This is a genomic window from Paenibacillus sp. FSL L8-0333 (genome assembly GCF_037965665.1).
Classification (GTDB): Bacteria; Bacillota; Bacilli; order Paenibacillales; family Paenibacillaceae; genus Paenibacillus_AQ; species Paenibacillus_AQ odorifer.
In genome coordinates this window covers 3,857,588-3,878,034 of the sequence record NZ_CP150186.1, presented here as the reverse complement: position 1 = coordinate 3,878,034, position 20,447 = coordinate 3,857,588, and the positions used below count along the sequence as shown (strand labels likewise).

Below are 20,447 nucleotides of genomic sequence, written 5' to 3'. Positions count from 1 at the left end.
CAATAATGTGAATGAGAAAGAACGAACGGATTTAACGGATTTAACGGAATTTTTATTTCCAGATCGGGTAACCGACCAAGTAGTATTAAATGAATTGTTAAATACTGCGCCTACAGCAGAAAGGATAGGTAGATTCAAATATAGAGAGAAGGAGAAAACTAAAGATCTGTGTTTGCAAATACATAAGGATAAAATACTAGCCTACTGCAATAATACACCGGACTCTACTCCGTGTGTGCTGAAGAGCAGAGATGAAACAGAGAGCTTTTGTCTCGAGTTGTTCGAATGTGAGAGAGCGATGGAGCCCTTTGCTCACGGGATTCCGGCGTTGCTAATGTCAAAAAAAAGGTTTGAGGAGCTGAAAAAAGGCTCGGATTCCTCTACGGTTCACAGACTCTCAGAGTGTTTAGCTGCAGAGACAGGGGATGATGTCCATTCCAACCATCTTGCACGAGTGATGAAATGCTTCGACGCAGAGGGAGAATTACGACTTTGCATTTCTAGTGATAATGGCTGGAAGTTTCAGTATGCTAGCTTTATAAGTGATCATTCAAGTGGCTGGTTGCTGCGAATGAGCAGCGATCCTTCCCAAGACTGGATTGTAGCTCTTCCTATATCGAAAGCACAATTATGTAGTTCAGTGGCAGAGTGGGTATTAGATTCCTCCTCTTTTCCTACTTCACAATAACCGTTGAATAGGGAGGAAGAGTAAGCTGATCTGAATTTAAGGTCACTTTGTCAGCAGTTGTCTTTTGGATCTTGGTGTAAGAGATACCTTCGACATTTGGATGAAGCGTAATGATTTGTTCATCTCCAGTTAGGTTATGAACAACGAGGACTTGATCCTTTGTTGTTATACGTTCGTAGGCCATTACCCCTATATTGCCAGAAGTGTAGTCTCGAATTCCGCCATCACGGAGCGCAGGGACTTCGTTTCTTAACGCAATGAGTTCGCGGTATCTTTTAAGCAGTGAGCTGCTGTCGTTAGTCTGGCTTTCGACATTAATGCTAACATCATCAGCGTTATTGCTGCCGACCTCCCAAGTAGTCTGCCCCTCACCCTGATCCGCTGTCATCCATCTCATGGGCTCACGAATTCCTTCATCTGGTTTTACACCAAGCATTCCTATTTCTTCACCATAATAAATAAAAGGATTTCCAGGCAAGGTTAACAGCAGGGCTGCTGCCATTTTTGCATGATCCAGATTGCCGTCTAATTGACTCATGACTCTGTTTTGATCATGATTTGTCAAAAAAATCGCATCGGTAAAATGGCTCTCAGATATTTTGGAGTACAGATTATACGTACGTTCCAGCGTAAAGGCAGTCCCGCTGTCTTTTTCAGTTTTCACGGAATTAATAAGAGTTTCCGCTAAACCAAAGTTAAAGCTGGAGTCAAAGGCTTGATCCAAATAAGCCCCTACGGTGACTGCAGAATTCTCCCATACTTCACCAACAATATAAGCTTGAGGATTCACTTCATTCATCGCTTTGCGGAAATCCTGCCACCAAGATACATTTTTATGGGTTGTGGTTTGGCTTTTGTCGGTTAGAAGGTCTTCGTAAATATGTTTAGCAGCGTCTAAACGGAAGCCATCAACCCCTTGTTCCAGCCAAAACTTGCCGATATCCTTCATTTCATTACGAACTTCCGTATGATCAAAATTTAGATCAGGCATGCCTTCCCAAAAGCCACCTAGATAATGACTACCCAGTAAAGAGTGCCATGCATTTCCACTACCAGCGGCACTGGCTCCATTCGCAGGACGTCCTTGATCTTCAGCCCATATGTACCAGTCGCGATATTTGCTGTCCTTATTTTTAGCGGAATCTACGAACCAAGGATGTTCTTTGGAGGTGTGATTCACGACCAAATCCATAATTACTTTAATCCCACGTTTATGCGCCTCCGTAACGAGCTCCTGTAAATCCTCAATCGTCCCATAATCTGGATTGATTGCACGATAATCAGTCACATCGTAACCATGATAGCTTGGTGAAGGGTTGATAGGCATAAGCCAAATCCCACCGATCCCCAGATCGTCTGTGGTGTCAGGATTTCCGTCATTTAAGTAATCTAATTTTTTGGTAATCCCTTTGAGGTCACCGATGCCATCCCCGTCAGAGTCATAGAATGAACGAACAAAAATCTCATAATAAACCGTTGAGGGTTGTTCGTCAGTAGTTATCGTTTTTGCAGCGGGAGGTGTTGTAGTATCCTGAACAGTATTTGCTTTTGGCGATGGAAAAGGGGAGGCAGAGGAAGGGATATTGTTATTATTTCCTGAACACCCGGAGAGCAGAAAGGCAGTTAAGCTAAGACTCAAAAGTCCGTTTATTGTGTGTTTTTTGGTGATAGGTGTTGCTCGTTTATCCATATAAAATAACCCCTTCTGCTGCAATTTTCCTATAAAGGAAATGGTAAGCGCTTTAATTCTTATAGTACTGTAATCAAATCCTCAGGTAAAACGTTTGCACAGATATAAAAACAGCAAATCCAGTGATATTTATCCATAAATTCAATAAAAACTGCTGATATCATGGATATTCTTTTAATTCCCCACGATATTCGGGATTTTAACCTTTCAGTAGGCATGTGCATATGCTTTAAGCAAGGGCGAAGGACCCGGTAAGAAAGGAGAATGAAGAATGAAGATTCGGAAAAAGCTGTCATTGTCGCTCATGATCATTACTTTATGCTTTTCAGTACTTGCCGGTTGCGGCGGAAAGTCAGAGACGGTAAAGGTGAAGATTGGGGAGGTTACCCGCTCTGTCTTTTATGCACCCGAGTATGTTGCCTTGACTCAAGGTTTCTTCAAAGATGAAGGGCTGGATGTAGAACTGCAGACGATTCCCGGTGGCGATAAAACGATGACTGCATTGCTCTCAGGAGCTATTGATGTGGCGTTGGTTGGTTCAGAAACCTCCATTTACGTGTATCAGCAGGGCTCGGATGATCCGGTCATTAATTTTGCACAGCTGACTCAAAGGGATGGAACATTCCTGTTCGCCCGGAAGGCTGATGGAGATTTTAATTGGGATAAAGTGAAGGGCTCTACCTTCCTTGGTCAAAGAAAAGGCGGAATGCCACAAATGGCAGGCGCGTTTACTTTATCTAAAAAAGGAATTGATCCTGCGAAGGATATTACCTTGATCCAAAATATCGATTTTGCTAATATTGCCGGTGCATTTGCTTCAGGTACTGGTGATTATGTGCAGCTGTTTGAGCCGCAGGCCTCTATCTTCGAACGAGAAGACCGGGGAGCTGTAGTGGCATCGTTTGGGGTAGAGAGCGGTTATTTACCTTACACAGTATTTATGTCAAAGAACAGCTATATAAGCAAAAATGGGGACACCGTGCAAAAGTTCACTAATGCCATCCAGCGTGCTCAGCTTTGGGTGAAGGAACATAGTCCTGAAGAAATTACGGATGCCATAATAACTTATTTTGATAAAACGGATCGTGACATTGTGATTTCTGCTGTAAAACGTTACAAGGAGCAAGACACCTACGCCATTAATCCGGTTGTTGATAATGAAGAATGGAATAATCTGCTAGATGTTATGGATAACGCAGGTGAACTTAAAGAACGTGTTCCAGCAGAAAAAATCGTGAACAATACTTTTGCTGAAAAAGCTGAAAAGACCATAAAGAGCAGTGGCTCTAAATAAGAGAGATAAGATCCTAAAAGGATTTTGTTAACTATAAGGAGGGGATGACCTTGCTTCCAGTAGTGCAATTAAAGGGAGTAACGCATGCCTATCTCGGCGATCGGGAAGCTTCACTGGCCGTTGAGGATCTAAATCTTAATGTCGAGCAAGGAGAGTTCGTCAGCTTAGTAGGCCCAAGTGGCTGTGGCAAGACGACTCTCCTGTCGATTATTGCCGGACTGCTGCAGCCCTCTGAGGGTGAAGTATTCGTAAATGGCCAACCCATTCTAGGCCCTTCACCTGAGGTTGGATATATGCTGCAGCAGGATTATCTTTTTCCTTGGCGGAGTATTCTTGACAATGCTGTGCTTGGACTGGAGCTGACCGGAAGCTTAAACGAGGAGAGCCATAAACGGACTTTGGAGCTGCTTCGCGAGATGGGATTAGAAGGGAAAGAACATGCCTATCCTTCTCAGCTATCCGGAGGGATGCGGCAACGGGTGGCTCTTGTACGAACATTAGCTACCAATCCAGGACTGCTGCTGCTAGACGAGCCGTTCTCGGCACTTGATTATCAGATCAAACTTCAGCTGGAGGATTTAGTCTCAGAGACCTTACGCAGCCGGGGAACCACGGCTATTTTGGTCACGCATGATCTGTCAGAAGCGATTGCGGTCAGCAGTAGGGTTATTTTATTGCAGCGAAATCCAGGGAAGATTCGTAAAGTTTTTCCTGTTCCGGAGCTAATCCGCTCAGCCCCACCGCTGTATGCGCGTGATCAGCCAGGGTTTGCGGAGCTTTTTCATGAAGTATGGACAGAGATGGAGATCGCAGGGAGGGAAAGCTAATGAAACGAACAGAGCAAGCGGGAGTTTTAGCTTCCCGTGAACTGTGGCTGCAGCAAATGCATGTGGATTTCAAAAAAAGAAAGCAGCGCCGGCGTAATCAGGTAATCGCTGTAAGAAGCAGTCTGTTGCTGCTGTTCTTTGTGCTGTGGGAAGCGGGAGCAAGAATGGGCTGGATTGATGAGTTATTGTTCAGCTACCCGACAAAAATCTTCAAGCAGATTTGGCAGGATATGATCAGTGGAAGCTTGTGGCCTCATTTGGGGATGACGGTAGGAGAGACTGCGGTAGGGTTTGTTCTGGGAACCTTGTTAGGAACGCTGCTGGCAGTGATTATTTGGTGGTCTCCGTTTTTATCAGCGGTGCTTGATCCGTTTATGGTTGTCTTTAACAGTATGCCGAAGGTGGCCTTGGGGCCGATTTTTATCGTAATGTTCGGGGCGGGTTTCACCGCTATCGTTGTAACAACCTTATCGATTACGGTGATCATTACTACACTTGTTGTTTACAATAGCTTTTGTAGTGTGGATCCTAATCTTGTGAAGGTGGTTCGTTCTTTTGGAGCTTCTAAAGTTCAGGTGTTTTTTAAAGTGATTCTTCCGGCATCTTTTCCAACGGTTGTCTCTACCCTAAAGGTGAATGTGGGTATGTCATGGGTCGGGGTTATCGTGGGAGAGTTTCTAGTAGCAAAATCCGGTCTTGGGTACCTGATCATATATGGATTCCAGGTGTTTAATTTCACGCTTGTGATGTCCAGTCTGCTGATTATCGCAGCCGTAGCAACGGCAATGTATCAACTGGTAGTGTATCTGGAGAAGCGCTTGTTATACCGGCGGTAAGTCTAATGTAACGTTGTGTCCGTACACAAAATCTTGTAACATGTCTATATCTTTACCTATTAACGGTTAGTGCTTTTAAGGAGAGATAGGGTTATGGGATTTCGTGTGATTAAAACAGCTGCTGCGACGTTAATGTCCGTTCTTCTCGCGTCTGCAGTAGGCATACCCAATGCACAAAGTGCAGGGCTTTTAGCCATTTTGGGTGTGGAGGTTACCTTGAAAAGGAGTTTCCGGACGATAACGGCGCGTTTTTTGGCCTCGCTCGTGGGACTCTTTTTTGGGTGTATTTTATTTTGGATATTAGGGTTTCATTACTGGGTGCTTGGACTATACGTTCTGGTTGGCTTTCCGATGATTGTGAAGTCTGGCTACAAGGAAGGGATTGTCACTAGCTCTGTTATTGTGTTTCGTGTTTTTGGACAAGCTGAGTTATCGCTTCATGTGTTGTTGCAGCAAGTAGAGCTTCTGGCCATAGGTCTCGGTTCAGCGGGGGTGGTTAACTTGATTTACATGCCACAGACCGGGGGAGTTATTTATGGAATCCGCAAGGAAGTGGATCGATACTTTTCAGTTATTTTTACTCAGATGGCCCGTACTTTGCGTGAACCTGCGTATATGTGGGATGGCAAAGAATTAATTGATGCGGATAATGCAGTGCAGCGGGGACTGACTGCCGCTACTCGTGAGATGGAGAATCATGTGATTCATCCTGATGAAGCTTGGAATGTCTATTTCTATATGCGTAAGGAGCAGCTGGAATCGATTCAAAGCATGATGCAGCTGATTTCTCAAGTATATCGCCATTTACCGCATGGAGAGATGGTAGCTGAATTGTTCGACCAGCTTAGCGGAGATGTTTTGGCTGAAGAATATACAGGCCGCACGGAACATTTGCTGGAAGAGCTTGAACAAGAATTTGAAAGCATGGATTTGCCGGAGACACGTGAGGAATTCGAAGTGCGATCAGCGATTCTGCAGCTTTGCAGAGAATTGGCACTTTATTTGAAAATTGCGAAACGCCATAAAATACCGGTCAGCTATAAGCCTGAGAAACGTTTGCTCACCCGGAAAAAAGCTTAAAATTAGGCTTTAATAAAGTGAAGTATTAACATTCGCCCCTGAAATCACGATAAAATATGTATGAACTAAAAGTTGATCTCCGAAAGGGATTAACAATTATAGGGTGAGTTCAAATTCAAGCAGGAAATTCTTATACGAATTTTCCGCATTGGCAGGTGAGGCGTATGGACAAAGATATGGAATCATTTATCGGAAAACAACTTGTAGCTAACCTCTTTAATGACAAAGGAGTATTTGTTTTACCCGCATTGACTTTATTGAGTGCTGAACATATTAGATTAATTCGACAACATAAGATCACTCTGGAATCTCATGACGTCGTCCAGCTGGATAGCGCGGAATTTTTCCAGCTTGCAATTGATGATTGTACAGCTGCGATTGAGAATATTTTTGAACAGATTCGTCATAACAAAAATAAAAGAATTCCTATGCTGGAAGTTAGAAATGAAGTGATTCCGTTTATCCAGCAGGTAAGCGAAAAGAATGACTTCTACGGAGTATTGGCTGCTTTGCAGACCAAAGATGATTATACATACAGACATAATGTAGCCGTGGGCATAATATCTACCTTGCTAGGCAAATGGCTGAAGCTAAAGTCTGAGGATTTGAGCATGTTGACCATTGCAGCGACTCTTCATGATATCGGCAAAATGAGAATCCCGGATGACATATTAACCAAGCCCGGTCCATTATCCGACGAAGAGTTTCAGCTGATGAAAAAGCATACGACCTTTGGGTATGAGATGATCAGGGATACGGTAGGCACAAACCATACCCAAGCGCTAGTAGCCTTACAGCATCATGAAAGAATGGACGGCAGTGGTTATCCATTTGGTGTGCTTGGGAACCGGATTACTGATTTCAGTAAAATCGTTGCTGTGGCTGATGTGTTTCACGCGATGACCTCCGACCGTTTTTATCGCAAAGCGGCTCCTTTATACGAAGTATTACTGCAAATGGAGGAGAGTGTGTTCGGTAAGCTCGACCCTTATATTTGCAGAGTGTTTATTAATAAGTTAATGCAGTCAATGCTAGGGAACGAAGTGGAATTGACAGATGGGCGAAAAGGAAAAATTGTTATGATTCTTGCTACAGACCCTTTGCGGCCACTGGTGAATATTGATGAGGATTTTATTGACTTAAGCAAACATAGATCGCTTGGAATTGTGCGGGTAATCCCGCAATAGCTGGTGTTTTAAGGTTTTTTGAGGGGTCAGGAATGGCTCTGGAACAGGTTGGACCATTTTTGGAATCTACTCATATATGTACAAATTTTGAAATAAAATGAACTATGAGTCTCCTGAAAAAGCCTTCTTGAGGGCTTACTCAAATTTATTTATAGTCTAACAATCAACAAATGCCTAGAACCTGCATACACTTGATAGTGAATGATTGTATGGAGGAGGTTCAAAGATGTCATTAAGCCATAAACGTCAAACAAGGGAGATCATTACGAAGGCAATTTGCGGCAAAGGTCGTAAGTTCTCTACAGCAACCCATACCGTGACTCCGCCACATCATCCGACTAGTATTTTGGGGGCTTGGATTATCAACCACCAATACGAAGCGGTTGCCGCCGGGAACGGAATCGAAGTAATTGGTACTTATGATGTAAACATCTGGTACTCGTACGACAAGAACAAGCAGACCGAGGTAGCAAAGGAAACAGTCTCTTATGTGGAGCTCATCCCGCTTTCCTACCTGGACACGAGACACCGCACTTCAACAGTTGAGGTCTCTGCGGAGGCAACGCAGGAACCCAACTGTGTAGAAGCGGGCGTATCGCCAGGCGGAGGCAGTGTGACACTTCGCGTAGAGCGCGAATTCGAAGTGGAGTTGGTGGCTGAGACCAAAGTCCGTGTGTATGTCACTGAGCAAAGTGATGATCCAGAAGACAAGGATTATGATTTTGAAGGTGATAGCTTCGATTACGATGATCTGGACCCTGACAATCTGGATGATGAGCTGTAAGGAAGGATACGCCGCCGTTAACTGAGTATCAATGGGTTATGGTCCATTATATGTAGGGAGTGCGGCGGCGTAGAGGGCGAATGCCCTCCTTTTTTTTATTTATTTTTAGGATGAAAAAAGGTTCACGCTCGGATGGAGGCGCTAAAGAGTATGAATGAAGGTCTTAAGGTGTATTCAGAATTGTCTGTGGCAGAGAGAGAGTCTAGATTGCTTAGAAGCGGAGTTGAAGCAACGCTGACGCCATCTGTAAAACGTTTTGTCGATACATATGCTTTACACGCTACTGAGAAGGGGCACAGGCAGTGTTATAAGATATTGGTTTATCATTTGACTGTGCTCCACATCTCTTTGCTTGGAGCGGGTCTTGGAATGCGTGCGGCCACCGATAATTATAGCGAAGCTGTGAGCTTTGCTAATGCCGAGAGCAATACCACGGGAGGCCGAGTGCGGGGAGAGCTTCGCGGGGTGATGAAATTGCTCCAGCGGATTGCTGTCCGCACGCTGTACAGCTTGGGGCTGGATAGCGGTGAGGTACTGCTGAGGGCAATGGGGAACCGGAGGTATGTGGTGGAGGGAGTCACTCCACTAGTAAAGACCTCCGGGCAACGATTGCCCGAGCCTTATCGTTCCGCAGCGTTAGCGCTGGAACGAAAGCTGGATCTGGAGCAGCCGGGCCGCAGCGGCTTGCTGATGGGTATGGACCCGGAGTTCATCATCCTCCGGGAATCCACCGGCCGCGTCGTGCCTGCGTCGCGGTACCTGCCCACGGACGGCGTCGCAGGCTGCGACGCCGGACCTCCGGGAACGCGCGGCGCGTTCCCGGTCGCCGAGCTGCGCCCTCAGCCGCGCGGGGAACCGCGCGCACTGCTGGCGCAGCTGATGTCCGCCGCGGCGCTGGCGGACCGGCTCATCGCCGACCGCTCGCTGCGCTGGCGGGCGGGAGGCATGCCGCTGACGGGCTGGGCCCTCGGCGGCCATCTGCACTTCAGCGGCGTGACGCTGACGGCGCCGCTGCTGCGCGCGCTCGATAACTATCTCGCGCTGCCCATGCTTCTACTCGAAGACGTCCGCGCAGGGGCGCGTCGTCCCCGATACGGCGTGCTCGGCGATTTCCGGACTCAGCCGCATGGCGGCTTCGAGTACCGGACCTTGCCGAGCTTCCTGGTATCCCCGGTCATCGCTAAAGGCGCGGTCTATCTGGCTCATCTGATCGTGAGCCATTATGAGGACCTGACGCAACGCCCGCTAGACCGGGAAGACCTGCATATCGCCTACTACAGCGGCGATAAACCTCCGCTGCGCGCCGCAATCCCCCCATTGCTGGCGCAGCTGCGTTCCCTAGGCGGCTACGAGATTGCCGCCCCCTATATCGAGCCTTTATTCGAATATATTGCCGCTGAGCGGACGTGGGATGAGTCGCGTGATATACGTGAGTTATGGTGCAGCAAAGTAAAAATGTGATATTTTACTATTTGGTCTACATGTTAACGATGGTCCATGAACCGATATCTTGAAAGCCAAGTCGTTTATAAATAACTCCGGCATGTGGGTTGTCATAAAAGAGGCATAATGACTTTCCTTCATGAAGCAGGTCTGCACATAGCTGTGCCATTACGCGCGAAGCAAGGCCTTGCTCTCTGAATGCTTGATGTGTGGCAACCCCGACAATCATCGCTGACATGGAATTTTCCGCTGAAGTTGAAGCTGTGACAATGACCTTATCTTCCCGTTCCATATAATACGTGCGGCCGGTGTTGCTTTCCAGCGTTTTACGCAGGCTGGTTCTTGAACCATTCCGGCTGCTTTCAAATTCTTCAATGGTATCGGTGAGTGCGCAAATCGCTTCTACATCCTGAACTGTAGCTTTTTTGATAGGCTCAGCTGAAGAGAAGGACTCACTTATTTTATTGTTCATATCTTTTAATTCAGCAAAATACAGCTGTTTTACTTGTTTGAAATTAATTTCCCCGTCAAAAGCCTTCACCACCTCTGAGGCTCCGGAGATCATATGCATGTCATTATCCTTTCGGATAATCTCAGCGAACCCCTCGACATCAAAAGGGCCATCTGCATAAGGAAGGTAGCTTCTATAGAAGCGCAGCAGAACGGCTTTTATCCGCCCGTCAGCTGGATCAATCTCTCCCCACAAATCCATGAAATCCTGTTCAAACCCAAAATTCTCCACATCGCCAATGATAAATAAATTAAGCGCCGGCTCTTTCCGCAGCAATGCCATCAGCAGCTCTTGATCATCCTTCGTTAGCTTTCGTATCATATTGTATTCTCCTTTGATTTTCATATGGGCTGATGCTCTGTGTTAATATTTTACAATATTTAAAAGCAGAAGAATATACCTCCTGTAAGTGTTTGTCTGATAAGTATTCTAGTCTTTCGTTGTACTAATGTGAGGTTTCAGGGTAACTTTGTCCACCAATTTTCTGTTATAATGGGGGACAGCATTAAATAGGCATGGAGGTTGACCATGGCACAATATACGCCGATGATAGAGCAATATTTAAAGGTAAAGGAAGGGGCTAAGGATGCCTTCCTATTTTTTAGACTGGGCGATTTCTATGAAATGTTCTTTGAAGATGCCATTTTGGCTTCCAAGGAGCTTGAGATTACGTTGACAGGCCGCGAAGGCGGGGGCGAGGAGAAAATCCCTATGTGTGGAGTGCCTTACCACGCCGCCGAGGGATATATTCAACGCCTGATAGAAAAAGGATATAAAGTCGCCATTTGTGAGCAGTTAGAGGATGCTTCAGTCACGAAAGGCATGGTGAAGCGGGATATTGTACGCGTCGTGACACCAGGAACCGTGATGGATGGAAAAATCATTGCTGACAAGAGCAACAACTACCTCGTTTGCGTTACCGAAAGTGACGGAATGATGGCATTAGCTGCCTGCGATTTAACAACTGGTGAGCTATATGTTACTTCGGTATTATCTGGAGCCGAATGGCTGCGTGATGAGATTGGCATCTATGAACCGGCTGAGATCATCGGAGACGCTGCACTGTTGGAGATTCTGCGAAGCGAAACGCCGCTGTTAGCCAAACCTGTAGTTTACACCCCTTGGGAGAAACGCGAGGAGGAGCTGGCACGTCGTCAGTTCGGTGAAGCGGCATGGGTACGTCTAGAGAAGGAACGTGGACAATGTCTGGCGCTTCTGATCTCTTATCTGAATGAGACCCAGCGGCGTTCGTTAGGGCAGCTTAGTCAGATTTCTCCTTATGAACCAGGCAATTATATGATTCTAGATCCATTTACACGCCGGAACCTTGAACTAACCGAAACGGTTCGCGAACGCTCCAAAAAAGGATCCTTGCTCTGGCTGCTGGATCGAACGGAAACGTCGATGGGCGCCCGTCTGTTGCGCCGTAGAATTGATAAGCCGCTATTGCAGCGAGCTCCGATCGAACGGCGCCTAGAGGCTGTCGATTATTTGTACAATCAGTTTATCGTTCGCGAGGACCTGCGTTTAGCGCTTAAAGAAATTTATGATTTGGAGCGGTTGGTGGGTCGTATTGCTTTTGGCAGCGCCAATGGCCGTGATATGAATGCCCTGAAATTATCGCTGGCGCAAATTCCTGCATTGAAGGAATTATGTATGACCTCCGGTTCAGCTACTTTACGAGAGATCGGTGCAAGCATGGATGAATGCGCCGAGCTGCGAGAGGACATTGACCGTGCAATCGTCGAGGATGCCCCGGTGTCTGTGCGCGACGGTGGAATTATCCGTTCCGGTTATCATGAACGTTTAGACGAGCTTAGGGAAGCTAGCAGTAACGGTAAACGTTGGATCGCTGAACTGGAGGCTAAGGAAAGACAGGCCACTGGCATTAAGTCACTGAAGATCGGCTATAACAAAATCTTCGGTTATTTCATAGAGATCACCAAATCCAATCTGGCTGCATTGCCGGAAGGACGTTATGAACGCAAACAGACGCTTGCTAACGCAGAGCGTTTTGTCACACCTGAGCTTAAAGAGAAGGAAGCACTTATTCTTGAAGCTCAGGATAAAATGACGGATTTGGAATACAGCCTCTTTACCGAGCTGCGTAATCGCATCAGCGGGCAAATCCCCCGCCTGCAAAATCTTGCAGAAAAGGTTGCCGAGATTGATGTGTATCAATGCTTGGCGGCAGTTAGTGCCGAACATCGTTTTGTGAAGCCAGTCCTTTCGGATGGTTATGATCTTCGGCTTGAAGGGGGCCGTCATCCTGTTGTGGAGGCGGTGCTTAAAGATTCCGCGTTTATTGCAAATGGAAGCACGCTGAGTAAGGAAGAAGGTAACATTCTTCTAATTACAGGTCCTAATATGGCGGGCAAAAGCACCTACATGCGTCAGGTGGCGCTGATCTGCATCATGGCTCAGATTGGATGTTTTGTTCCAGCAAACAGTGCTGAAGTTCCGCTTATAGACCGGATCTTTACTCGTATTGGAGCAGCTGATGATTTGATCGGTGGTCAAAGTACATTTATGGTGGAAATGGCTGACATCCAGGTTATGACAGAGAAAGCAACAGCTCGCAGCTTGATTATTATTGATGAGCTGGGAAGAGGTACCTCGACCAGTGAAGGTATGGCCATCGCTCAGGCGGTTATTGAATATGTACATGATGTTATTTCTTGCAAAGCTCTAGTTTCGACCCATTTTCATGAATTGGCTCATTTGGAAGGGAGTCTTAAAGGACTGCGGAATTACTCTATGGCTGTTCAAGAGAGCGGCGATAAAGTAAACTTCCTGCGCAAGCTAGTTCCTGGAGCGGCTGACAGCAGCTATGGGATCTATTGTGCACGTCTTGCGGGTCTTCCTGAAGGGATTATTGACCGAGCTTATGGTCTCTTACAGAGCATTGAGCAGGCAGCCCATCCTGGTGGTACTGAACTTCATTACGGGGGAAGCCTCGAAAGACAGGCGGCTGTAAGAGAAGTTGCTAGCACATCTTCCGTGGCGCAAGCCGTAAGTGTCATCACTGAGGCACCTGTAGAAAATGAGGTTGTTCAGTTGTCTATCTTTGGTGAGGAAGAACCACCCAAGAACCGCAAAGGTAGTGCACATCAAGTAGCGGTAACTGAAATCCATGAGAATCCCGCGCTAAAAGAGTTCATTTCTTCTGTGCGTGACGCTGATCTTATGAATATGACGCCGCTGCAGGCGATGAGTCTGTTGAACGAGCTGAAGATGAAGGTTAAGGATCTGCAATAAAGATTTTATAATAATTGATTGCCTAAATAAGAGGTGAATGAAATGGCCAAAATTCATATATTGGACGAGCATATTGCCAACCAGATTGCTGCGGGTGAAGTAGTAGAGCGGCCAGCTTCTGTTGTAAAGGAGCTTGTCGAGAATGCGATTGACGCTGGCAGTACAAGAATTGAGGTATCGGTAGAAGAGGGGGGCTTGCAGAGCATCCGCGTTAAAGATAATGGCTCTGGGATTGATCCTGAAGATTGTGAGACCGCCTTTTACCGGCATGCTACAAGTAAAATTCTGAATGGCCGTGATCTATTTCAAATCACAAGCTTAGGCTTCCGCGGAGAGGCACTTCCCAGTATTGCCGCGGTATCCAAGGTATCGCTTCTAACTGCAACTGCCGATGACGGCAAAGGGCGCCTAGTAGACATTGAGGGTGGCAATCTCATACGAAATGAGGACGCTCCTTCCGGCCGGGGAAGTGATCTTGCCGTTCGTGAATTATTTTTTAATACGCCGGCAAGGCTGAAATATATGAAGAGTATTCAGACGGAGCTGGGCCATATCTCAGATGCCATGTACCGCATGGCGCTCGCTCATCCGGGGATCTCTTTTACCTTGCATCATAATGGCAATCAGCTGCTGCATACGCTCGGAAATGGTGATCTGCTGCAGGTCATCGCAGCTGTTTACGGAACCAATGCCGCCAAAGCAATGCTGCCGATTACGGCAGAAGACTTGGATTACCGGATTTCCGGATATATTAGTCGTCCAGAATGGACTCGTTCCAATCGAAATGCAATCACTACTATTGTCGGTGGACGTTATATTCGCAGTAATGGTCTGAACGCAGCAATCATGCGCGCTTATCATACCTTGCTTCCGATTAACCGTTATCCGCTATTAGTTCTTGAACTGGATATGCACCCCTCTTTGGTAGATGTCAATGTACATCCAGCAAAACTGGAGGTTCGATTTAGTAAAGAGAATGAGCTTTACACCTTTGTTGAGCAGGAGATCCGCAAAATACTGCTGGGGCAAAGTCTGATTCCACGTCCAAGCAAGGAAACAATCGGACCCAAGGGCAGCAACTCCTTTATTCAGGAGCAATTTGCTTTTTCCAAAGGGGCCGTTCCACCGTCATCTTCGACTGGTGATGTGAAGGATACAGCTCCCACGGGATCTGCCAACTTCTTAAGTGGACTACAGTCATCGAGCCTTGACCGTAATACCCGTGATTTTAGCAAGGAAGGTCAGGCGGATCATCAGGTGGCTCGCGAGGTGGCTCCAGCTTACGGGTCAGGCTATCCGTCTTCATCTTCGCAGGGGCGCCAAACTAGTGCGAATACTAGTTATTCCAATAGCTATCGCCCGCAAGAAACCTCAATGTCGCAGAAGCAGCTCCTTTCGGTTGAGAAGCTATGGGCTCCACCACAACAAGAAGAGCCTGGACTTCCGGCCTTTCCTGAGCTTAATTATATAGGTCAGCATCATGGGACGTATATTATTGCTCAGAATGATGGAGGGCTTTATTTAATCGATCAGCATGCGGCACATGAACGAATTAATTACGAATACTTCTATGAGAAATTTGGTCGGCCGGAGGATGCCTCACAGGAGCTGCTACTGCCGATTACGCTGGAGTTCACGCCTTCTGAAAGTCGCCAGCTTAGTGAACGTCTACATTGGTTTCAGCAGGCCGGGGTATACCTTGAGCACTTTGGCGGACAAACCTTTCTCGTTCGTTCCTTGCCCTATTGGTTTCCTGAAGGGGATGAGAAGGCGGTCGTTGAAGAAATGGCGGAGTGGGTCTTAAGTGAGCGTATGATTGATCTTGCGAAGCTAAGAGAAAAGTCATCGATTCTGTGTTCATGTAAAGCCTCGATTAAGGCCAACCATAAACTAACAGAACAGGAAGTGGAAGCTCTGTTATCCCGACTTGCAGAGTGCAAGCAACCGTATACTTGCCCACATGGACGGCCGATTGTGATCTCTTTTTCATCCTATGATTTAGAGAAATTGTTCAAGCGGGTTATGTAATTATACATTTTTTGAAATTTGTTGAGAGCAAGACTGGAGGCACCATGATTATAACTACGGGGTATAGCCCGATAATGGAAATAGTAGAACGCGCGCAAAGCCTTGCGGAGAGAACGGGTTGTAGTTATGCTTCACGTGAGAAACTCTCAATTACAAGGATGGTTGAACATTACGGAGATGAGGATATTCTGATTCTATCTCAGGACGCTGTTCGACTACACCGCTTAGGAATGGAGCCTATGGAGTTTCATCCAAGCATGGGCTTCGTTCGCGCTAAACGAATCCTAAAGGGTGAGATCGAGCCGATGCTTGTTGCTGCTCGAATGCTTCCCGGAGATAGCGTATTGGATTGTACAGCCGGATTAGGAGCCGACTCCTTACTGTTTGCTGTGCATGGTGGTGAGTCCTCGGAGGTTACCGCTTTGGAGAGCTCATTACCGCTGTACGCACTGCTCAGTGAAGGGATGTCTCATTACACCTCTGGGCAAGTAAAGGTCAATGAGGCTTTACGCAGAGTTAATGTCGTGCATAGTGAACATTTGGATTATTTACGGTCTCAACCAGATCGAAGTGTGGATATTGTCTACTTCGATCCTATGTTTCGCGTGCCTCTGACGGGTTCTGCCTCGATTTCCCCGCTGCGGCAATTCGCTAACCGTGCAGCCTTATCGACAGAGAGTGTAGCAGAGGCGGTTAGGGTCGCCCGTAAGACTGTTCTTTTAAAAGAAAAGGCTTTGAGTGGCGAATTTGAACGCCTAGGGTTTACTGAGCTGCTCCGAAGCAACTCCAAAACATCGTACGGGGTGATACACATTGACAACTAAAGAAAGGCATAAGGTTCTAGTGCTGTTAGGACCAACTGCCGTAGGCAAAACCCGGTTAAGTCTGGAGCTGGCAGCAGCTTATAACGCTGAGATTATTTCCGGCGATTCGATGCAGGTTTATTGTGGTATGGATATTGGTACAGCTAAGATTACAACCGCTGAAATGAAGGGAATTCCCCATCACCTGATCGATATTCATGATCCGCAGGATGCGTATTCTGCCGCTGAATTTCAAGAGCAGGGCACTAGACTTATCGAGGAGATAAGCGCTAGAGGGAAGCTTCCCTTTATCGTAGGGGGGACTGGACTGTATATTGAGTCTTTATGTTACGGCTTTCAGTTCTCGGAAGCAGTGGCTGATGAAGCCTTCCGTAAAGAGCAGGATCAATTTGCGGAAGAATATGGAGCGCTTGCACTGCATGCCAGACTCGAGGCGGTTGATCCAGTCAGCGCAGCCAAACTTCATCCTAACGACCGTCGCAGAATTATCCGTGCACTGGAAATTCAACACCAGACAAACACTACACTTTCCGCTTCTCATGCTGCTCAAAAGAAGGAATCACCCTATGACTTATGTCTCATAGGTTTGACAATGGACCGGAAAATACTATATAAACGTATTGAGGACCGAATTGATAGCATGCTGGCGGATGGTCTCGTTGCTGAGGTGAAGGGACTGCTGGATAACGGTTACAGCAGAAGCCTTGTGTCCATGCAGGGATTGGGTTACAAGGAAATTGCCGCTTACCTGGCGGGAGAACTGACGCTGGAAGAAGCTGTGATACTGCTTAAACGCGATACTCGCCGATTCGCCAAAAGACAGTTGTCATGGTTTCGCCACATGAAGGAAATCGAGTGGATCGATGTCGAAGGTGAACAAAACTTTTCTGAGAATTTCTCAAAAATACGTGGTATAATAGCAGGAAAGTTTCTCTCAGGTCTTGAATATACTTCTGAACAATCTAATTGAACCATTGGGGGTACGTCATATGAACAAGTCCATTAACATCCAAGATACATTCTTGAACCAACTACGCAAAGAAAATATCCCTGCTACGGTATATCTGACCAACGGTTTTCAAATCCGGGGAATAATTAAAGCATTCGACAATTTTACAATCGTCATTGACAGTGATGGACGCCAGCAAATGGTGTATAAACACGCAATTTCCACGTTCACACCACAGCGTAGTGTATCACTGATGCAAGACAGCAGTAGTGAAGAATAATATTTATCAAAAATGAATTGAAACCTTTCTTGTTTATAAATCGTTTGAATAGAGTGTGAGAGAGCAACCTGTGAAGGTTGTTCTTTTCATTCATGGCAGACCATTTATGTTTATTTCCGAAAGGGAGTCAGGAGGCATTATGTCTAGAGACGATACATCCAGGACGAATCACAATAGAGATAGAGGATCGTCCAGTTCCAAATCAAAACCAAAATCAAAACCAAAAAAGAAAAAGAAATTTTTGACTAAGAAGCGTGTGCTGTGGAGCTTGTTCTTCGCTACGGCATTAGCCATTTTTTGTGCATTAGGTGGATATCTGTTCATTATGCTAAATGGTCAAAAGCTTCTGCTTGAGAACCAAGATAAGCTAACAGTGAATGAAACTACTAAGGTATATGACCGCAATGCTAATTTAATCGGCGAATTATCACTGGAGAAAAGTGATCCAGTAGAGTATGAAGAAATTCCACCGTTATTGGTTAATGCTTTTGTAGCCACAGAGGATAAACGTTTCTTCGAACATTCTGGTGTGGATTTATGGTCGATTGGCCGGGCAGCAGTAAAGGATATCGCCGCACGAAGTATGGTAGAGGGCGGTAGTACCATTACTCAACAGCTCGCCAAAAACATCTTCCTGACACGGGACAAGACGTTTTTCCGTAAAGCAACTGAAGTGTCTATTGCCGTAGCCCTTGAGAATCAGAAATCTAAAGAAGAGATCATTACGATGTATCTGAACCGGATTAACTTCGGGGGTACAATTTACGGAATTAAAGCAGCATCAGTAAGATATTTTGGTAAAAGTGATTTGAGTCAGCTTAAGGTCTGGGAAATCGCGACATTGGCGGCAATGCCAAAAGGCCCGTCTCGTTACAACCCGCTGCGTAACCCAGATCTTTCGAAGGAACGGCGCGCAGTAGTGCTTCAGCTTATGTATGAGCAAGGGTACATAACGGAGCAGGAAAGAGACGAAGCAAAAGCCGTAGATTATAACTATAAGCCGCCAGAAAAGAAACAGCGTTATCAAGCATTTATTGATTTTGCAGTAGATGAGGCGGAAGAAAAATTTGGATTGTCAGAAGATGATCTGAATATCGGCGGATACAAAATTTACACTACCATGGATAAGCATGCTCAAGAAACGGTTGAAGATGCTTTTGCAGATAGTGATAATTTTGAAAAGAGTGTAGATGAAGAGCTGGTACAAGGCTCAATGACGATTGTGAATCAGGAGAATGGCAGCATTGTCGCACTCCTTGGCGGACGGAATTATGAGAAAAAAGGCTACAGTCGTGTAACTGGCAGCCGTCGTTCTCCAGGTTCTGCTTTCAAACCAATTGTCTCTTATGCTCCAGCGCTGGAATCTGGGAAATTCACCATGAATTCAACGCTAAGCAATGAGAAGCAATGTTTCGCGAACTATTGTCCAACCAACCTGCACGGATATTCTAAGAGCATCAACATGAGTGATGCCATTCAGAAATCAGAGAATATTCCTGCTGTTTGGCTGCTCAATGAAATTGGTGTGAATACCGGATTTAAATTTGCCAAGAAACTAGGCATTGGATTGGAAGACGAGGATAAGAACCTCTCGCTGGCTCTTGGAGGCATGAGCAAAGGAACCAATACGCTGGAAATGGCGCAAGCCTACAGCGCTTTTGCAAATGGCGGCGAACTAAGAGAGGCTTATTCCATTAAATCCATCTCTGACAGCAGTGGTGAGACGGTCTACAAAGCGAATACAACGCCTGAGCGTGTGATGAGTAAGGAAACGGCTTATCAAATGACTGAGATGATGCAGAAGGTCGTGGAGAGCGGTACGGGTAGAAAAGCTAGGATTGACCGTCCTGTGGCGGGTAAGACCGGTACGACGCAAAGTGGATATTCTGGAATCAGCTCGAACCGTGATGTGTGGTTTGTAGGCTACACGCCGGAATGGACAGCAGCAGTCTGGATGGGTTATGACAAGCCAAGTAAAAAGCATCTGCTTAAGAACAGCAGTCCGCTTGCCGCTGCTTTCTGGGGTAAGGTCATGGAGGAAGCGCTGAAGGATGTTCCTAAGAAATCCTTCCCGCAGATCGATAACGAGATTGCCCCTGAGCCTACAGAAACACCAGAAACAGCTCAGACCGTTACTGGACTATCAGCAGCATATGATCCTTCTACGATGACTGTAAATCTCAATTGGGAGGCAGTTCCTATTTCCGGAGTTGAGTATCGTATTTATCGTAGAGAGACATCGGAAGCTGAGTTTGGCTCACTGTTAAATACAGTGACTACCAGCGCAGGGGATTTTAGTGCACTGCCTGGTTTGGTTTACGAGTATTATGTAACTTCTTATGACCCTGCGCTGAAAGTGGAGAGCGAACCATCCAATGTGGTTAGTGTATCCGTGCAGGATGAAATGCCAACCCCTGAACCAACCATAGATCCTAATCTTCCGACCCCGACCCCAGAGGAAGGTGGCAACAACGGAGAGAATGGAAATGGTGGCAATAACGGAGGCGGCAACGAGGGTGGCGGAAATGACGGAGGTACAGGGACGATCCCTGAAATCACCCCGCCACCGCCAACACCAGTGCCGACTCCAACTCCAGAACCCACTATCGGTGGAGAAGGTTCCGGCGATGAGAGCGGGAATGTGTCCACAAACCCTGATCCAGAGGCGGGGTTTGTGAACGGAGATTCTTCCGCTCAATAAACGAGTTTGAATTTCAAATAATAAGCTTTATCCATGGCAGCCCAGCTTCGCTTTATTTAAAAAGCGA

At 46.3% G+C, this 20,447-nt stretch carries 16 protein-coding genes; 14 read left to right on the top strand and 2 right to left on the bottom strand.

Annotated features, from left to right (window positions below):
* Positions 1–7 precede the first annotated feature (7 nt).
* Positions 8–688, top strand: coding sequence for a hypothetical protein (locus tag NYE72_RS17320; RefSeq protein ID WP_339210074.1), 681 nt, complete (start codon positions 8–10; stop codon positions 686–688).
* Here NYE72_RS17320 and NYE72_RS17315 read toward each other — a convergent pair.
* Complete coding sequence (locus NYE72_RS17315) at positions 675–2,378, bottom strand: alpha-amylase family glycosyl hydrolase (RefSeq protein WP_339210072.1); 1,704 nt, start codon at positions 2,376–2,378, stop codon at positions 675–677. The genes NYE72_RS17320 and NYE72_RS17315 overlap by 14 nt on opposite strands.
* A 271-nt stretch (positions 2,379–2,649) precedes the next feature.
* Here NYE72_RS17315 and NYE72_RS17310 point away from each other — a divergent pair, with 271 nt between their 5' ends.
* The 7 genes from NYE72_RS17310 to NYE72_RS17280 all read left to right on the top strand — a co-directional run bounded on the left by NYE72_RS17310 (position 2,650) and on the right by NYE72_RS17280 (position 9,847).
* Positions 2,650–3,672, top strand: a complete 1,023-nt coding sequence (locus tag NYE72_RS17310; RefSeq protein ID WP_038571597.1) for an ABC transporter substrate-binding protein — start codon at positions 2,650–2,652, stop codon at positions 3,670–3,672.
* 50 nt (positions 3,673–3,722) lie between these two features.
* Positions 3,723–4,499 (top strand): ABC transporter ATP-binding protein, encoded by a 777-nt coding sequence (locus NYE72_RS17305; protein WP_339210070.1) that lies wholly within the window; start codon positions 3,723–3,725, stop codon positions 4,497–4,499.
* Positions 4,499–5,335 carry an ABC transporter permease gene (locus tag NYE72_RS17300; protein WP_076273296.1) on the top strand — a complete coding sequence of 279 codons (837 nt, stop codon included), beginning with the start codon at positions 4,499–4,501 and terminating at the stop codon, positions 5,333–5,335. The genes NYE72_RS17305 and NYE72_RS17300 overlap by 1 nt, the downstream gene beginning before the upstream one ends.
* A 93-nt stretch (positions 5,336–5,428) precedes the next feature.
* Entirely contained in the window at positions 5,429–6,415 is a 987-nt protein-coding gene (locus NYE72_RS17295; RefSeq protein ID WP_036687757.1) for an aromatic acid exporter family protein, read from the top strand.
* Between the two features lie 164 nt (positions 6,416–6,579).
* Positions 6,580–7,602: an HD-GYP domain-containing protein gene (locus tag NYE72_RS17290; protein WP_051491532.1), complete on the top strand. Its 1,023-nt coding sequence runs from the start codon at positions 6,580–6,582 to the stop codon at positions 7,600–7,602.
* Positions 7,603–7,828: 226 nt separating this feature from the next.
* A complete protein-coding gene (locus NYE72_RS17285; protein ID WP_036687755.1) occupies positions 7,829–8,386 on the top strand; it encodes an outer spore coat protein CotE in 558 nt (185 codons plus the stop codon).
* A 150-nt stretch (positions 8,387–8,536) separates the two neighbouring features.
* Positions 8,537–9,847, top strand: a complete 1,311-nt coding sequence (locus NYE72_RS17280; RefSeq protein WP_339210067.1) for a hypothetical protein — start codon at positions 8,537–8,539, stop codon at positions 9,845–9,847.
* A 16-nt stretch (positions 9,848–9,863) separates the two neighbouring features.
* Here the strand turns inward: NYE72_RS17280 and NYE72_RS17275 are convergent, their stop codons facing one another.
* Complete coding sequence (locus NYE72_RS17275; RefSeq protein ID WP_038571594.1) at positions 9,864–10,661, bottom strand: GNAT family N-acetyltransferase; 798 nt, start codon at positions 10,659–10,661, stop codon at positions 9,864–9,866.
* A gap of 207 nt (positions 10,662–10,868) precedes the next feature.
* Here NYE72_RS17275 and mutS point away from each other — a divergent pair, with 207 nt between their 5' ends.
* The 6 genes from mutS to NYE72_RS17245 all read left to right on the top strand — a co-directional run bounded on the left by mutS (position 10,869) and on the right by NYE72_RS17245 (position 20,380).
* Positions 10,869–13,598, top strand: a complete 2,730-nt coding sequence (gene mutS, locus NYE72_RS17270; protein ID WP_038571593.1) for a DNA mismatch repair protein MutS — start codon at positions 10,869–10,871, stop codon at positions 13,596–13,598.
* A 42-nt stretch (positions 13,599–13,640) separates the two neighbouring features.
* Entirely contained in the window at positions 13,641–15,626 is a 1,986-nt protein-coding gene (gene mutL / locus NYE72_RS17265) for a DNA mismatch repair endonuclease MutL (RefSeq protein ID WP_038571591.1), read from the top strand.
* Positions 15,627–15,670: 44 nt separating this feature from the next.
* Positions 15,671–16,450, top strand: a complete 780-nt coding sequence (locus NYE72_RS17260) for a class I SAM-dependent methyltransferase (RefSeq protein WP_036687743.1) — start codon at positions 15,671–15,673, stop codon at positions 16,448–16,450.
* Positions 16,440–17,420, top strand: coding sequence for a tRNA (adenosine(37)-N6)-dimethylallyltransferase MiaA (gene miaA / locus NYE72_RS17255; RefSeq protein ID WP_076144735.1), 981 nt, complete (start codon positions 16,440–16,442; stop codon positions 17,418–17,420). The genes NYE72_RS17260 and miaA overlap by 11 nt, the downstream gene beginning before the upstream one ends.
* A gap of 19 nt (positions 17,421–17,439) precedes the next feature.
* A complete protein-coding gene (hfq, locus tag NYE72_RS17250; RefSeq protein ID WP_036687741.1) occupies positions 17,440–17,679 on the top strand; it encodes an RNA chaperone Hfq in 240 nt (79 codons plus the stop codon).
* Between the two features lie 139 nt (positions 17,680–17,818).
* On the top strand, positions 17,819–20,380 hold the full coding sequence (locus NYE72_RS17245; protein ID WP_036687740.1) for a PBP1A family penicillin-binding protein: 2,562 nt from the start codon (positions 17,819–17,821) through the stop codon (positions 20,378–20,380).
* The last annotated feature ends 67 nt before the right edge of the window (positions 20,381–20,447 follow it).

What these genes read in the sequence shown, in the direction of transcription:
- NYE72_RS17275 (WP_038571594.1), bottom strand. Translation starts at nt 10,661, where the DNA reads ATGATACGAAAGCTAACGAAGGATGATCAAGAGCTGCTGATGGCATTG.
- mutS (WP_038571593.1), top strand. Translation starts at nt 10,869, where the DNA reads ATGGCACAATATACGCCGATGATAGAGCAATATTTAAAGGTAAAGGAA.
- NYE72_RS17300 (WP_076273296.1), top strand. Translation starts at nt 4,499, where the DNA reads ATGAAACGAACAGAGCAAGCGGGAGTTTTAGCTTCCCGTGAACTGTGG.
- mutL (WP_038571591.1), top strand. Translation starts at nt 13,641, where the DNA reads ATGGCCAAAATTCATATATTGGACGAGCATATTGCCAACCAGATTGCT.
- NYE72_RS17290 (WP_051491532.1), top strand. Translation starts at nt 6,580, where the DNA reads ATGGACAAAGATATGGAATCATTTATCGGAAAACAACTTGTAGCTAAC.
- NYE72_RS17285 (WP_036687755.1), top strand. Translation starts at nt 7,829, where the DNA reads ATGTCATTAAGCCATAAACGTCAAACAAGGGAGATCATTACGAAGGCA.
- NYE72_RS17260 (WP_036687743.1), top strand. Translation starts at nt 15,671, where the DNA reads ATGATTATAACTACGGGGTATAGCCCGATAATGGAAATAGTAGAACGC.
- NYE72_RS17280 (WP_339210067.1), top strand. Translation starts at nt 8,537, where the DNA reads ATGAATGAAGGTCTTAAGGTGTATTCAGAATTGTCTGTGGCAGAGAGA.
- NYE72_RS17295 (WP_036687757.1), top strand. Translation starts at nt 5,429, where the DNA reads ATGGGATTTCGTGTGATTAAAACAGCTGCTGCGACGTTAATGTCCGTT.
- NYE72_RS17245 (WP_036687740.1), top strand. Translation starts at nt 17,819, where the DNA reads ATGTCTAGAGACGATACATCCAGGACGAATCACAATAGAGATAGAGGA.
- NYE72_RS17315 (WP_339210072.1), bottom strand. Translation starts at nt 2,378, where the DNA reads ATGGATAAACGAGCAACACCTATCACCAAAAAACACACAATAAACGGA.
- NYE72_RS17310 (WP_038571597.1), top strand. Translation starts at nt 2,650, where the DNA reads ATGAAGATTCGGAAAAAGCTGTCATTGTCGCTCATGATCATTACTTTA.
- hfq (WP_036687741.1), top strand. Translation starts at nt 17,440, where the DNA reads ATGAACAAGTCCATTAACATCCAAGATACATTCTTGAACCAACTACGC.